15 protein-coding genes are annotated in these 14,150 nt (G+C 52.7%); 3 read left to right on the top strand and 12 right to left on the bottom strand.

Annotation, left to right across the window (positions count from 1 at the left end):
- The first annotated feature begins 25 nt into the window (after positions 1-25).
- Together EBAPG3_RS11595 and EBAPG3_RS11590 are read left to right on the top strand one after the other, a co-directional pair.
- A complete protein-coding gene (locus tag EBAPG3_RS11595) occupies positions 26-358 on the top strand; it encodes an ArsR/SmtB family transcription factor (protein WP_004177472.1) in 333 nt (110 codons plus the stop codon).
- Positions 359-396: 38 nt separating this feature from the next.
- On the top strand, positions 397-555 hold the full coding sequence (locus EBAPG3_RS11590; protein ID WP_418304121.1) for a hypothetical protein: 159 nt from the start codon (positions 397-399) through the stop codon (positions 553-555).
- Positions 556-690: 135 nt separating this feature from the next.
- Here EBAPG3_RS11590 and EBAPG3_RS11585 read toward each other — a convergent pair whose 3' ends face one another.
- The 12 genes from EBAPG3_RS11585 to rpoE form a co-directional block, all read right to left on the bottom strand.
- The gene (locus EBAPG3_RS11585; protein WP_004177471.1) at positions 691-1,278 is read right to left on the bottom strand and encodes a DUF2269 domain-containing protein; all 588 of its coding nucleotides are present in this window, start codon (positions 1,276-1,278) and stop codon (positions 691-693) included.
- Positions 1,279-1,614: 336 nt separating this feature from the next.
- Positions 1,615-2,061 (bottom strand): transposase, encoded by a 447-nt coding sequence (locus EBAPG3_RS11580; RefSeq protein WP_161493800.1) that lies wholly within the window; start codon positions 2,059-2,061, stop codon positions 1,615-1,617.
- A 274-nt stretch (positions 2,062-2,335) separates the two neighbouring features.
- Positions 2,336-3,064: a DNA repair protein RecO gene (recO, locus tag EBAPG3_RS11575; RefSeq protein ID WP_004177469.1), complete on the bottom strand. Its 729-nt coding sequence runs from the start codon at positions 3,062-3,064 to the stop codon at positions 2,336-2,338.
- A 21-nt stretch (positions 3,065-3,085) separates the two neighbouring features.
- Positions 3,086-3,991 (bottom strand): GTPase Era, encoded by a 906-nt coding sequence (gene era / locus EBAPG3_RS11570; RefSeq protein ID WP_004177468.1) that lies wholly within the window; start codon positions 3,989-3,991, stop codon positions 3,086-3,088.
- Between the two features lie 78 nt (positions 3,992-4,069).
- Positions 4,070-4,744, bottom strand: a complete 675-nt coding sequence (gene rnc, locus EBAPG3_RS11565; protein ID WP_004177462.1) for a ribonuclease III — start codon at positions 4,742-4,744, stop codon at positions 4,070-4,072.
- A 132-nt stretch (positions 4,745-4,876) separates the two neighbouring features.
- On the bottom strand, positions 4,877-5,680 hold the full coding sequence (lepB, locus tag EBAPG3_RS11560; RefSeq protein WP_004177459.1) for a signal peptidase I: 804 nt from the start codon (positions 5,678-5,680) through the stop codon (positions 4,877-4,879).
- Positions 5,681-5,731: 51 nt separating this feature from the next.
- A complete protein-coding gene (gene lepA, locus EBAPG3_RS11555) occupies positions 5,732-7,528 on the bottom strand; it encodes a translation elongation factor 4 (protein ID WP_004177457.1) in 1,797 nt (598 codons plus the stop codon).
- A gap of 606 nt (positions 7,529-8,134) precedes the next feature.
- Positions 8,135-8,413, bottom strand: coding sequence for a glutaredoxin family protein (locus EBAPG3_RS11550; protein WP_151898942.1), 279 nt, complete (start codon positions 8,411-8,413; stop codon positions 8,135-8,137).
- Positions 8,397-9,809, bottom strand: coding sequence for a DegQ family serine endoprotease (locus tag EBAPG3_RS11545; RefSeq protein ID WP_004177454.1), 1,413 nt, complete (start codon positions 9,807-9,809; stop codon positions 8,397-8,399). The genes EBAPG3_RS11550 and EBAPG3_RS11545 overlap by 17 nt, the downstream gene beginning before the upstream one ends.
- Before the next feature lie 238 nt (positions 9,810-10,047).
- Positions 10,048-11,037: a MucB/RseB C-terminal domain-containing protein gene (locus EBAPG3_RS11540; protein WP_004177453.1), complete on the bottom strand. Its 990-nt coding sequence runs from the start codon at positions 11,035-11,037 to the stop codon at positions 10,048-10,050.
- Entirely contained in the window at positions 11,034-11,594 is a 561-nt protein-coding gene (locus EBAPG3_RS11535; protein WP_004177452.1) for a sigma-E factor negative regulatory protein, read from the bottom strand. Before EBAPG3_RS11535 ends, EBAPG3_RS11540 begins: the two co-directional genes overlap by 4 nt.
- Before the next feature lies 1 nt (position 11,595).
- On the bottom strand, positions 11,596-12,198 hold the full coding sequence (gene rpoE, locus EBAPG3_RS11530) for an RNA polymerase sigma factor RpoE (protein ID WP_004177450.1): 603 nt from the start codon (positions 12,196-12,198) through the stop codon (positions 11,596-11,598).
- 337 nt (positions 12,199-12,535) lie between these two features.
- On the opposite strand from rpoE, the gene nadB reads away from it, so the two are divergent.
- Complete coding sequence (gene nadB, locus EBAPG3_RS11525) at positions 12,536-14,140, top strand: L-aspartate oxidase (protein WP_004177449.1); 1,605 nt, start codon at positions 12,536-12,538, stop codon at positions 14,138-14,140.
- Positions 14,141-14,150: the final 10 nt, after the last annotated feature.

Raw genomic sequence — 14,150 nt, 5'->3', positions numbered from 1 at the left:
GCAAGACTGGGTTTGAGAGAGGTCAATGGTGAAATTGGAATCAGATTTCCTGAGTATCCCGGCCATGCGGGCATCCGCATTCCTGGCATGCGCGATGCTGAAGGTATTGGCGAACGAAGACAGGCTGCTCATTTTATGTCAGCTCATTCAAGGCGCCAGAAATGTCGGTGAATTGGAAGAGCAGTTGGGTATTCGGCAACCAACGCTTTCGCAGCAGTTGACGGTGCTGCGGGATGAAGGGCTCGTCACCACCGAGCGGAAGGGGAAATACATTATCTATAGTTTGGTCAGTGTTGAAGTAGTTCAAATCATGCAGACGCTATATAGCGTTTATTGCGGCAAAAAGCAGCACCCATAGTCCGATGTTCGATTTGGAGCGACGCCTTCGATGTCGTCGTGGTGGGCGGGGGTTCGGCGGGTATTGACGTCACAGCAAGTCTTCTTCGCAAACGATCATCGCTCAGGATTGCGATTGTCGAACCGAATGACAAGCATTACTACCAGCCGGCCTGGGCACTCGCGCCCTGCGTTGGTCCATCAAGGGGCTACTCCTGATGGAGATAGCCCCGGCGTTAGCTCCGTTACGCAGATCCTGGAACGGCAATCTTGCGGAAGGGGTGTGGCCACGAGACCGCTCTCGGTGGATTGGATCTGGCACTGGAACACATCTTGACCTCCATAGGGATTTCATCACTCACTTTTGCTCTCCTCCATACTCCGGTAGAGCCTCGGAATGTAAAGCGTAAGAATGCTTGCAGCCAAGACGGCTATCACAGATCCAGAGATAAATAGCGCCCATGTATCCGGCTTTATGACGCCGAGAGCTACGATCAAAAATAGCAGTGGGAGATCAAGGAAATGCGTGAATGTAGGCAAGTTCTCCGCCCGTGCTTGCTCAAGCGCCGGTGTGAAAACGCCTGCTTTCAACGCATCGCCCGTTAGCCGACGTAACCGCATGAAATAGAGCCTGGTTATGGTATTTCCCTCAATAAACTCGAAGGCAAAGAGAAATACCATTCCAGCCAACCACGGTATTTTGACGAAACTCCATCCATCAAAAAACTCGATAATCATCCACGTCCCTGAGACAAGAAGAAGGATCGCGCCGGGCACAACGACGCCGTCATAAAAGACAGCGATATTCCGAACAGCTTCTGCGAACTGAGGCAATTCGCGGAGCTGACGCGACCGTAGATCCGAAAGCCAAACAGCGATAAGACCCCCTCCAATTAATATGGCACCCAACACATGAGCAAGCTTCAGAAGCGAGTAAGTCATGTGCTCATATTAATCGTAAATGACAGCTCATAAATCTTCCGCTTCCCCGTTTGCCGCTCATTCCAGGCCCCGCCAACTACGTTGCAGTGCGCTTTTTGCCTGTCATGGCGTGTTGACCCGCAAAGTTTGCAGGCCGCACCTTAATCTACTTTCTGAGCCTACTAGCTTCCGCGCCAATCTCCTCATAACGCCCTCCATCCTCTGTGCGGGTGACAGAGTTGATCCGTCAAGGCGTGAATGTACATGGATTCTCCCTTTTACACTTTTGCAATTTTGGTTCCGGGTTCTCTGCGCCGAGTATTGCGAGTAACGGTGAGCCGCGTTTTTTCAGCGCATTCAGGTACTTGAATTCATCATAAGGTGTGCGATTTTTCCAGCAACGGAAAAGGATCCGAATCCATTTGAATGCCAGTGCGCGCAAGGCAGCTTGATGAGAGCTGCCTTTTCCCCGCTGCTGCTGGTAAAAAGCGCCTGCCCAAAAAGATTTATTAACGGTTTGCGCAGCCCATTCAACAAACGTTGCCGTACAAACTTTGGACACCGCAACCGCCAATGTACCCAGCTTTTTTGACTGCTTCTTTCAAGGACCGGCGCAATACCCGAATACATTTGCAATTCATCGGCAGTTGCATAGCGTTCACGCTGTTCACCAAAGGCTGCAAGCAGGCGTGGCGCCAGAACTTGACCGGCACCGGGCAAATTATTGAAAAGTACATAGTCCGGCAGACCCTGGTCAAAACGATGAATGGCCTGCAACGTAATGCGTATCTGCTTGACCAGCACCAGCCGCCAGTAAACGATGCGGCGTGATAATGGCAACGTCCTGGGTCAACGGCTTTGACGCTTTGATCGCTTCGATTCGCGCGTCAATGAGCGTGGCGGAACGTAGGTTATGCGCCTTGAAAAAGGCTTCCAGCACAGACTTGCGGGCTTGGGCTAATACTGGGAAGGGTGAGATAGACGACGACAATGGTGGACCTCGCCGCCGCCGTGGTCTTTTGCACTGTTGCGTTCGGGGTGGTACTGCGCCCGGTGTCGGCGAGGTTGGCATTGAGTGTCATAATTGCTGGAGATCTATCAGCAATTGCCGAGTGTGCAAAGGCTGGTCGCCGAGATAGTGGTTGAGTATGTAGCGCATCAGTGCCTTGCTCTGTTGCCGGGTCACAAGGTTCGAATAATCCCCTTGTTCCATGTCCAGCAAGGTTTTGCCACGCAACTGCAAGCCGTGGCCGGTATTGTTCTCATCCCAGGCCACCGGTCCGCGCTCGATTTCATAACAATAGTCTTCATTCGGCGTCGTGGGCTTGCCGGATGCGACGTCATGATTGAGCGTCAAGGCGTAGCCCAATTCTTGCAACATGCGTTGCTCGAAGCGCCGCAGGATGGGAATGTAATCCTTCTCGGTACTCAATGCCTCCAACGTTTCCTGATAGTAGGCAAATAATTGTTCATGGGGATCATGACGATGTAATAACCGCACAAGCAGTTCGTTGAGATAGAAACCACAGATCAGAGCCGTCCCCTGCAACGGCATCTGGCCGCCTTGCCATTCCGCCTTGTGCAGCGTGCGTAATTCGGATTTGCCTCCCCAGGTCAGCAGCAGAGGCTGAAACGCCCGCAATAATCCCCTGAGTGCGGATCCGGGGCGCTTGGCGCCTTTCGCCACAAGTGGCACTCTGCCGAAGCCGCGAGTGAAAGCTTCCACCACGAGGCTGGTTTCGCGGTAGGGATAAGCATGCAGCACGAACGCGGGCTGGGCATCTTGCCGTTGTGTATCCGCAATCATTATTTTAGTGGCAGTGGGGGATTACTCATATCCCAGGCTTTTCAATGCCCGCGCATCGTCGGCCCAGCCGCTTTTCACTTTTACCCAAACCTTGAGATATACCTTGCCACCGAAATTCTGTTCCATGTCCTTGCGCGCCTGTGTGGCAATCAGCTTGAGTTTCTCTCCATCCTTGCCAATAACGATCGCTTTTTGATTGGTCTTGTCCACAATAATGGAGGCATGAATTTTACGTAATTCACCCTCCATTGTGAATTGATCGATGATGACGCTGGTGGAATAGGGGATTTCTTCTCCCAACAGGCGAAACAGCTTTTCTCGAACCAGTTCGGCGGCAATAAACTGCTCACTACGGTCGGTGACTTCACCTTCGTCGAACAATGGCGGATTCTGCGGCAAATACGACCGGACTGTTCGTATCAAATCCGCGAGTTGCGTTCCTTTCTCCGCGCTCACCGGTATGATCGCCGCGAATGCGTATTCCTTTGCCATTTTTTCAAGGAATGGAAGCAACCGCGATTTATCGGCAAGGCGATCCACCTTGTTGACAACAAGAATTACCGGCTTGTCCGGCCGATCCATGGCAGGCAAGAGCTTTACCACAAGCTTGTCCCGATCATCGAAACGCAATGCCTCGATCACCAGTATCACCACATCCACATCCCGCATACTCTGGATAACCGCCCGGTTCATGGTGCTGTGCAAACGATTTGTATATTGCGTCTGGAAACCGGGAGTATCGACAAAAATGAACTGGGATTGCGCATCGGTGAAAATGCCATGGATGCGATGGCGGGTGGTTTGCGATTTTTTTGAAGTAATGCTGACCTTCTGGCCAACCAAATTATTGAGCAAGGTGGATTTGCCGACATTGGGGCGCCCTACGATGGCGACATAGCCGCTACGATAATCAGGATCGGTGGTCATCGCTGGGAGCAACCGGTGGAAAATGACGAGGTCGTCACAAGAAATACAGCAGGGATCATTCGCCTCATCCGTAATCGCCTAATTTTGTGTTTGGAGCTGTTCATAAGCTTGCCTGGCTGCTTCCTGCTCGGCGCTGCGGCGAGAGGCGCCTGTTCCCGCAGTGCGAAGGGACGGTTTCGGAACCACGCATTCCACCTGAAATTGTTGCTGGTGGGCTTCGCCCGTGGCGGCGACAACAATATATTGCGGGAGGGCCAGTCTGCGGCTCTGCAGGTACTCCTGCAAGAGGGTCTTGGGGTCTTTGCTCAGTATCTGCGGATCCAGTCCCTGGAGCAGGGGAGTGAAAAGACTGACGACAACTCTCTCGGCTTCCGGAAAACCTCCATCAAGATAAATTGCTCCCAGAACCGCTTCCAGCGTATCGGCGAGTATCGAGGGGCGTCGATCTCCGCCGCTTTTGAGCTCCCCCTCACCGAATCTGATCAATCCGCCCAACTCGAGCGTTTGCGCCAATTCGGCCAATGCCTGCTGATTGACAAGATTGGCACGTATTCGCGATAAATCACCCTCGGTCACGTCGGGAAACCGCCTGAATATCAACCCAGCAACTGCGCAGTTGAGTATGCTGTCACCAAGAAATTCAAGACGCTCATTATGCGGCAGGCTATGGCTGCGATGGGTAAGTGCCTGACGTAGCAACTTCGGATGATTAAAGGCATAGCCGATTTTCCGGCAAAGTATGTTGCTGGCCATCTGTTAATGAGTGACGGAGATTCTCAAAGTCCGATATGCCGGACAGGCTGTTCGCCGACCCTTCCAACTGGCGAATTCAGGCCGAAGAGCGACGAAACGATGAGACAAGATTGAATGGATATTTTGTTCCTGCTATTTAATGGACAATCCGATACGGGTCAGGTCACTGAAGTTCCACCAGATCATGAATGCCTTACCGACAATATTTTGTTCCGGCACAAATCCCCAGTACCGGCTATCGCTGCTGCTATCGCGATTGTCGCCCATTGTGAAATAATTTCCCTCGGGTACCTTGCAGGTAAATCCTCTGTCATTGTAGGAGCAGTTTTCGCGGTGCGGGAACGGACGTACTCCGGCAATATGCATATCGGGAACTTCCGGGTTGATAAGGATGCTGTGGCTTTGTTCACCCATCGATTCATGAAAGCGCCGGCTGTAAACGTAATTCAAACCGGATTCTATATATGTGTACTCGCCATCCGATGCCATTTTCACCGGAATATTATTGATAGTCAGCTGCTTATCACGATAAGTAACCGTGTCCCCCGGCACGCCGATGATGCGTTTAATATAATCCATGGATGGATTCTCCGGGTAACGGAACACCATTACTTCGCCTCGCCGGGGTTCGTTTACGGGCATTATCTTAACGTTGGCGACCGGCAGGCGAATGCCATAGGTGTATTTGTTGACGAGGATGAAATCTCCCACCAGCAGCGTGGGGATCATCGAGCCCGATGGAATCTTGAAAGGTTCCACCAGGAATGAACGCAAGAAGAACACGATAAGGATAACCGGGAAAAAACTTTTAGGATACTCCACCCACCACGGTCCCTGGGATTCCGGCGCACGGTGGCGCCTCAGCGCGAAGCGATCAAGCAACGAAATACCCCCGGTGATTACCAGCAGTATCAGCATGATGAGAGGAAAATTCATTCCCTATTCCTTCTTCTTTATATAGATGGTGCCCAGTGTCATACTAATTCGCTACTTGTCGCCCACCTGCAGAATTGCAAGAAAAGCTTCCTGCGGAATTTCAACATTGCCCACCTGCTTCATGCGTTTTTTCCCCGCTTTCTGTTTTTCCAGCAGCTTGCGTTTACGGGAAATGTCCCCGCCGTAACACTTGGCGAGCACGTTTTTTCGCAATGCCTTGATACTTTCCCTGGCGATGATGTGCGCGCCGATGGCGGCTTGTACCGCGATATCGAACATTTGCCGCGGAATCAGTTCGCGCATTTTCTGCGCGAGTTCACGCCCCCGGTACTGACTATTGGCGCGATGCACGATGAGCGAGAGTGCATCCACTTTTTCGCTATTGATGAGGATATCCAGCTTGACCAGATCGGAGGCGCGAAACTCCCTGAATTCATAATCCAGCGAGGCATAGCCGCGACTAGTGGATTTTAACTTGTCAAAAAAGTCCATGACAACTTCATTGAGCGGCATCTCGTAGGTCAGCATCACCTGTCTGCCCATATATTGCATATTTTTCTGTATTCCGCGCTTGCTGATGCATAGCGTAATGACCGATCCCACGTATTCCTGTGGAACAAGTATGGTGGCGGTAATGATCGGTTCGCGGATTTCTTCTATTTTGGAGAGATCGGGCATTCGCGATGGATTATCGATTTCCATGATCGTTCCGTCGCGCATCACTATCTGATATATCACCGTAGGCGCGGTGGTGATGAGATCCATCCCGTATTCGCGTTCCAGTCTCTCCTGGACAATATCAAGATGCAGAAGACCGAGGAAGCCGCAACGGAAACCAAAACCCAACGCCTGCGACGTCTCGGGTTCATACTGCAGGGATGAATCGTTGAGCTTCAGTTTCTCCAGCGCATCGCGCAAAGCATCGTACTGATTGGATTCCACCGGATAAAGTCCGGCGAATACCTGGGGTTTTATTTCCTTGAAACCGAGCATCGGCTGGGCAGCGGGGCGATCCGCCAATGTTACGGTATCGCCCACTTTCGCGGATTTCAATTCCTTGATACCGGAAATAATGAAGCCGACTTCACCGGCACTCAGCGATTCCCGGTTTTTTGATTTGGGCGTGAATACCCCAACCTGCTCACACAGATGAACGGCCTTGCTGGCCATGAGCAATATCCTGTCCCTCGGTCTGAGCACCCCATCCAGTACCCGCACCAGCATGACTACACCTACGTAATTATCAAACCACGAATCGATAATCAGCGCCTTCAAGGGCGCCGAGGGGTCTCCCTTCGGAGGGGGGATGCGTGAGATGACCGCATCCAGGATATCTTCCACGCCCACACCGGTTTTGGCGCTGGCATGCACCGCATGTTGAGCGTCTATGCCAATGATGTCTTCTATTTCCTTGATTACGCGTTCCGGTTCGGCAGCGGGCAGATCGATCTTGTTCAGCACCGGCACCACTTCCACACCCTGCTCGATTGCGGTATAGCAATTGGCGACGGTCTGCGCTTCCACGCCTTGTGACGCATCCACCACCAGGAGCGCACCTTCGCACGCGGCGAGAGAACGCGACACTTCGTAAGAGAAATCCACATGCCCCGGCGTATCGATCAGGTTCAGCAAGTATACGTTGCCATCGCGCGCCTTATATTCCAGAGCGGCGGTCTGTGCTTTGATGGTAATTCCACGCTCGCGCTCCAGGTCCATGGAATCCAATACCTGCGCCTCCATTTCTCGATCTGAAAGGCCGCCGCATAAATGGATGATGCGGTCCGCCAGGGTGGATTTACCATGGTCGATATGGGCAATGATGGAAAAATTACGAATGTGCTGCATCATCCTAAGTTCGGCAGTTGGACGGGGTGGAATGTGCGGTTTTTAGGGTTCAGGGCAAGGCGCAACGGCGCGGAAGGATCATTCCATTCCAAGGATTTGCAACGCAACCCTGTGCCGCAAAAACCGCACACTCCGTCCTGTAGTGAACTCACCATAAAAGTAAAGAGCCAGTGAAGAAAAAAGCCATTACGAGTCATTAAATGAAAAAATGAGCGGTCAACTGCGGGATTTAGGATCATCGATCAGAGGCGGGATAATCAAAGAAGGTGTTGGCCGGATGGCACGGTGATAACTAAAAAAGGGCACATGCTGTGCCCTTTTTAAAACTTATGGCCAATTCACCGCAAGTTCTGCCCATATCCGGCAGTCCCTGTTTTAATCAAGAAGTATGCATTTTAGCGAATTTTGGCAAAATAAGCATCTGGCAACCGATCGAACCTAAAGGAAATCGGCTGTAGAAGCGTCTGGCCGGTCTATATTCCGCCTTTTTTAGTCGATAGAACAAGGATTGGTCTTCAAAATCTCTCCTCATCCAGCGCTTTCCCGCTTTGATTCCTTAAGTTTGACAAGCTGCTAACCTGGATATTTACCCAGCCTTCGCAGGGGCCATTATACGGTGATCTGAGGAAAGATCCGGGCCAGCGCCACAGGATCAAAATGATAATGACAAATTTCCTGCCCTCCCGACACCAACACAGGGACGCGTTCGCCATAACGTGACTTGAGATCCGCGTCGCTGTCCACATCCACCACTTTGAGGTGGAAAGAAAGCCGCGCCTGCAATTTCTGCAGGGCAGCAATCATGTCGTGACAGAGATGGCAATGTTCCCGGCCGTACACGGTCAGTTCCACTGGATCGGGAGCAGGCACGCTACTTGTTATCGCCATTGAGTTTCATCGTGATGAAAGTCGCTGTATCACCGCGCCTTACCAGTATTGCGATGTTGCGCCCCTTCTCGATTTTGTTGAGCAACTGATTGAACTGCTCAACGGTTTTGACATCCTGGTTATTAATGCTGAGGATCACATCACCCGGGCGAACCCCGGCACGACTGGCGATACCTGGCAGCATATCCTCCACCAGCAGGCCATTTTCTATATCCAACTGTTGTTTTTGCTCGGCGGTAAGTTCGCTCAGACTCAGTCCGATGCGATTGGCTGCGTCGGATGGCTTGCCCCGTTTACCGGCGCGGCCCGCAACTCTTTCCTCCGGTGCGACTTCGTCTACTGTGACCGTCAGTTCTTTGGTGGAGCCATTCCGCCATACCTGTACCTGCACCTTTGATCCCGGTTTGGTGGAACCCACGATGCGCGGCAGGTCGCCCGAGGCATTTACAGGTTTACCATCGAATTTCAGAATAACATCTCTTGCTTCAATGCCCGCTTTATCCGCGGGCCCATCCTTTTGCACCGATGCAACCAGTGCACCATGCGGTTTGGGCAATCCGAAGGATTCGGCGAGTTCCTTGGTTACCTCCTGGATCAGCACACCTATTCTGCCGCGGCTCACTTTCCCGTGGGCAATCAACTGGTTGGAAATATCCGTGGCCACGTCAATGGGAATGGCGAACGACAATCCCATGAAGCCGCCGGTACGGCTGTAAATTTGTGAATTGATGCCTACTACTTCACCTTTCATGTTGAATAGCGGGCCTCCGGAATTACCGGGATTAATCGCTACATCAGTTTGAATAAAGGGCACGAAATTCTCTTGCGCCAGCGACCGCCCTTTAGCGCTGACAATACCGGCGGTCACGCTGTTTTCAAATCCGAAAGGCGAGCCGATCGCCACCACCCATTCGCCTACCTTGAGTTTGTTTGGATCGCCCTGTGTCACCTTGGGCAAGCCGGTGGCATCGATTTTAAGGAGCGCTATATCGGTCTTGCGGTCGGCACCGATCAGCTTGGCGCGGAATTCGCGCTTGTCGGTAAGTTTTACGGTAATTTCCTCGGCGGTATCCACGAGGTGTGTGTTGGTCAGGATGTACCCATCCGAGGTAATGATGAAGCCCGAACCCAGTGATTTTGATTCGAAATCTCTGGGAGCGCCATGAGGAGGCATGTAGCGGCGAAAGAATTCAAAAAAAGGATCATCCTCCGGAATATTCGGCATGCCTGGATAAGCCCGGTTACCGGCCATGCTGGGGGCTTGGACGGTACTGATATTCACCACGGAGGCTCCTTCTTTTTCGACCATGCTGGTGAAATCAGGCAATACCTGTGTTTGTGCAGAGACTATGGTAGAAAATCCGAACAGCGCCACCAGAATATATTTAGCTATCATTTTCCGCCTTTGATAAAGACACCATAAACAATATGAAACGGTTAAGAGATGATCAACTGAACGTTGTCAACCTATCATACCGAACAACCATCATGCAAGTTTGCTGGGAAGGAAATTCCAAATGGATTTATATCGGCTTTAGGCAAATAAACCAATATGCATTGCTGTAATTTAGCGGATGCCCCCGCAACCGGGGCCCGATATGGGATATGCAAAGCATCCGTGCCTCATTTAAGCCTCATTTCACTCTGTGGCTGACTACCGAGTCGCCGATTTGCATCACGGTGGCTGGCGGCACTTCGCCAACCGCCGTCACAATATGGTCCGCAACGGTACGGCTGTAAATATTGATAGCGCCACGACTGCGATAAAGCCCTTCAACCGGCGGAGCTACTTGGCCGGATACCGGTTCAATGAATACCGAGACGGCGGCAAGACCGTCCGATAACGCGATATGGCCGACCGGCATCGGTTTTCCGGAAAGGTTGCGTTTCATTTCAATAACCTTTTTAAACCCAGGCGGCGGATCCTTGATCTGCCAGCCGAGCTTGCCGCTTCCCAAGGTGGACGACACCAGATTGATAGTGCGCCATCCGGCGGCTTTCGCCATATATTTTGACTTCAACGATTCCTTATCGATTTCGACGCCGATTTTCAACTGCGTGAAAACAAATTGCTCCACCACCCGGTCCTTATCCATCACCGCGGCTTTCAGCAGCACGCCGCTACGAGTATCCACCCACCACTTGTGGCCATAGCGTTTATCGTCCCTGGGTTCCAGTTCGATTATCTGGCAGGCATGATCGCTGACACGCTCTTGTCCGCCTAGCTTGACAATATAGCTATCGTCGAGACTGCTCAACGGCTGGGGCAGCAAGGCGGGAAAAACTTTCTGCAGCCAGCGTTTTTCGGTTACGATAGTCTTGCTCTCCGGCATGTAGCATCTCATTTCATCGTTATTTCGAACGATTTCCTGCGGAGCGCCGTCCAGCACCTCGCTTTTCTCATGCTCGCCTTCCGCATCCACCAAGTGAATAATGCGGGATGTTTCAATATGATTGCCGGACGAGTAGACAAAAGTGCCGATATAGTTGTGCTGGCGCGGCGCGGCAGCGATCTTTTGCAGCCATTCGAGCGCTTCGGGAGACGAACGAGACGGATGTTGGGCGAATACGGGCTGCATGATGCCAGATAGCACCACCAGGGCAGCCAGCGCTACCCGTGTCATCTGGCAGAGTTTTCGCGCGGTTCGGCGACCGTACGCATATAAGGCGCTACGCCATGCATCGCCGTATTAGGCGAAAATTGACCATGTGCCAACAGGTAATGGTTAATTTGGGCGGGAGCGGGCGCAGAAACCGAAATGACAGGGATTGTTTGCGCAGCGGCAGCAGTTGAGTGAGAGATCGGCGCATTTGCCGCCAGGGTTACGGGAGCCGGTTGGCTGGCCGCCAGATTTTCCGCCGACCGGTCTGCGGTCTGCAGGCTTATCCACCCGACTGCGGCTACCGCTGCTACCGAAGCTGCGACTGCATAGGCTTTAGACTTGTGCCTTGCCGTCTGAGGGCGGGGTGCCAGCACGGTCGGTTCCACAGCCAACCTTGCGCTGACGCGTCGTGCGATATGCGCGGATCTCGCCTCTGGCCGCCCCATGGCATCGCCAATCAGATGATAAACTGCCCATTCATCGCGTAATTCCTCTGTTTTCTTGAGTTGAGTGATTATACTGGCCGCATCTTCCTCATCCAGCTCACCATCCATCAATGCCGATATCTGACTCTTCATGCTACCACCTCTTATCTTTGCCGGTCCCCAATAGGGGCCGTAGTTTTTCCGCTATCGCTTCGCGAGCACGAAATATGCGTGATCGCACCGTACCGATGGGGCAGTTCATGATAACCGCGATTTCCTCATAACTCAGCCCCTCAATTTCTCTCAATGTAATTGCCGTACGCAATTCCTCAGGTAATTCTTCCAAGGTCTGATTAACCGTTTGAGCGATCTGCTTGCTGGTAAGTTCGCTTTCCGGCGTATTCATTTCCCGAAGCTGGCTGGCTTCCTCGAAGCCTTCGGCATCTTCGGCATCAAATCCATTACTGGTGGTCGGTGCCCGGCGCCCCTGGGCCACCAGAAAATTCTTTGCGGTATTAATGCCAATCCTGTACAACCAGGTATAAAACGCGCTGTCGCCGCGGAATGACGGTAGCGCACGATAAGCCTTGATAAAGGCTTCCTGGGTCACATCTTCCACTTCGGTCGCATCACGAATAAATTGCGACAGTAAACGCGCCAGCTTGCGCTGATATTTGACCACCAGCAGATCGAACGCCTGTTTGTCGCCACGTTGCGCGCGTTCCACCAGTTGCTGGTCAATTTCCCGGTCACCCATCCCGCCTGATCCCTGAATATTATGATTGGTATTGGATTGCTACGTTTATGACATAGCTGTCCAAGTATACCCGTTCAAGGGTCATGGGGGAATTACACACAAGGCGTGCCGTTCCTGTTCTGTAGCAAGAGACAACGGGCTGTATAAATTAGTTCACTTGAAAACGTGGTTATTATCCTAAATGTGGCGGATTTACGGAAAAGATGAAGTTCAAGCGGAGGAAGAATATTGCCGGTCATGGCTCTTAGCGGAGCAATGAGATGGAAACGAGCAGTTCAACAAAGCGCCACGTATGCAATGAGTCTGTTATGATTTCTCGCTCTCAGGAAGATCATTCATGCAAACTCAGGCACCCCGGCTTCATTTTGATACGCTGATAATTGGTAGTGGCCTGGCGGGCCTCACCCTTGCACTGAATCTGGCGCAAAGCAAGAAGGTGGGGCTTATCACAAAAGGGGCGCTGCTGGACGGCGCCAGTGGCTGGGCCCAGGGGGGAATCGCCGCGGTATTATCGGAAGAGGATTCGCCCGAGATCCATATTCGCGATACGTTGACTGCGGGCGCGGGTCTGTGCAATGAGGAGGTGACCCGTTACGTGGTGGAAAACGGCTCACGCGCCATTCAGTGGCTGATCGAACAGGGGGTGCCATTTACCCGCGATGAGGGTCACGAAACAGGCTATCACCTGACGCGGGAAGGTGGCCACAGTGTGCGAAGAGTGATTCATGCGGCGGATGCGACCGGTCAGGCCGTGCAACGGACCCTGACCGAGAAGGTGCGCACACATCCCAATATCATGGTACTTGAGCACAATGTCGCGATCGATCTTATTACCAGTGCAAAACTGGGCCGCGCCAAGAAAAACAGCAACAGCTGCCATGGTGCCTATGTGCTGGACAGCGCGGCGGGCAAGGTCCATACCATCGGCGCCAATAGCACCGTACTGGCCACAGGTGGCGCTGGCAAGGTTTATCTCTATACCACCAATCCCGACACCGCCACCGGCGATGGCATTGCCATGGGCTGGCGCGCGGGCTGCCGTGTGGCCAATATGGAATTCATCCAGTTCCACCCCACCTGTCTTTATCATCCGCACGCCAAATCGTTTCTCATCAGCGAGGCGGTGCGGGGTGAGGGCGGTTTGCTTAAACTCCCTGATGGCTCGCGCTTCATGCCGGGGCATGACTCGCGCGCGGAGCTTGCGCCGAGAGATATCGTCGCCCGCGCGATCGACTTCGAAATGAAGAAACGCGGGCTCGATTGCGTTTATCTTGATATTTCTCACAAGCCAGCGGATTTCCTCAGAGGGCACTTTCCCAATATTTATAGCCGCTGCCTGGAATTCGGTATCGATATCACTCGACAGCCCATCCCCGTTGTACCCGCCGCGCACTATACCTGTGGCGGCATCGTTACCGGCTGGAATGGCAAGACGGATCTGGAAAATCTTTATGCGATTGGCGAAACCGCCCATACCGGCCTGCATGGCGCCAATCGGCTGGCGAGCAATTCGCTGCTTGAATGTCTGGTATTCGGTCAGGCGGCTGCCGAGGACATCGTCGGCCAGCCTTTTCAGCTTGGCGTTGAATTGCCGCAGTGGGATGAGAGCCGCGTCACCAATGCCGACGAAGAAATCGTCATCTCGCACAATTGGGATGAACTGCGCCGTTTCATGTGGAGCTATGTTGGCATTGTCCGTACCACCAAGCGCCTGCAGCGCGCGCAGCATCGTATCCAGCTGCTGCATGAGGAAATCAATGAGTATTATGCCAACTTCCGTGTCAGCAGCGATTTACTGGAACTGCGCAACCTGGTGGATACCGCTGATTTGATCGTGCAAAGTGCCATGCTGCGCCATGAAAGCCGCGGCCTGCACTACAGCCGGGATTATCCGGAGCTGTTGCCGGAGGCCCGGGATACGGTGTTGCAACGGCAGAACTGAGGTAAGGGTA

Source organism: Nitrosospira lacus (assembly GCF_000355765.4).
In the GTDB taxonomy this organism is placed as follows: domain Bacteria; phylum Pseudomonadota; class Gammaproteobacteria; order Burkholderiales; family Nitrosomonadaceae; genus Nitrosospira; species Nitrosospira lacus.
The sequence above is the reverse complement of the archived record's forward strand: the minus strand, read 5'-3'. Positions and strand labels throughout refer to the sequence as shown.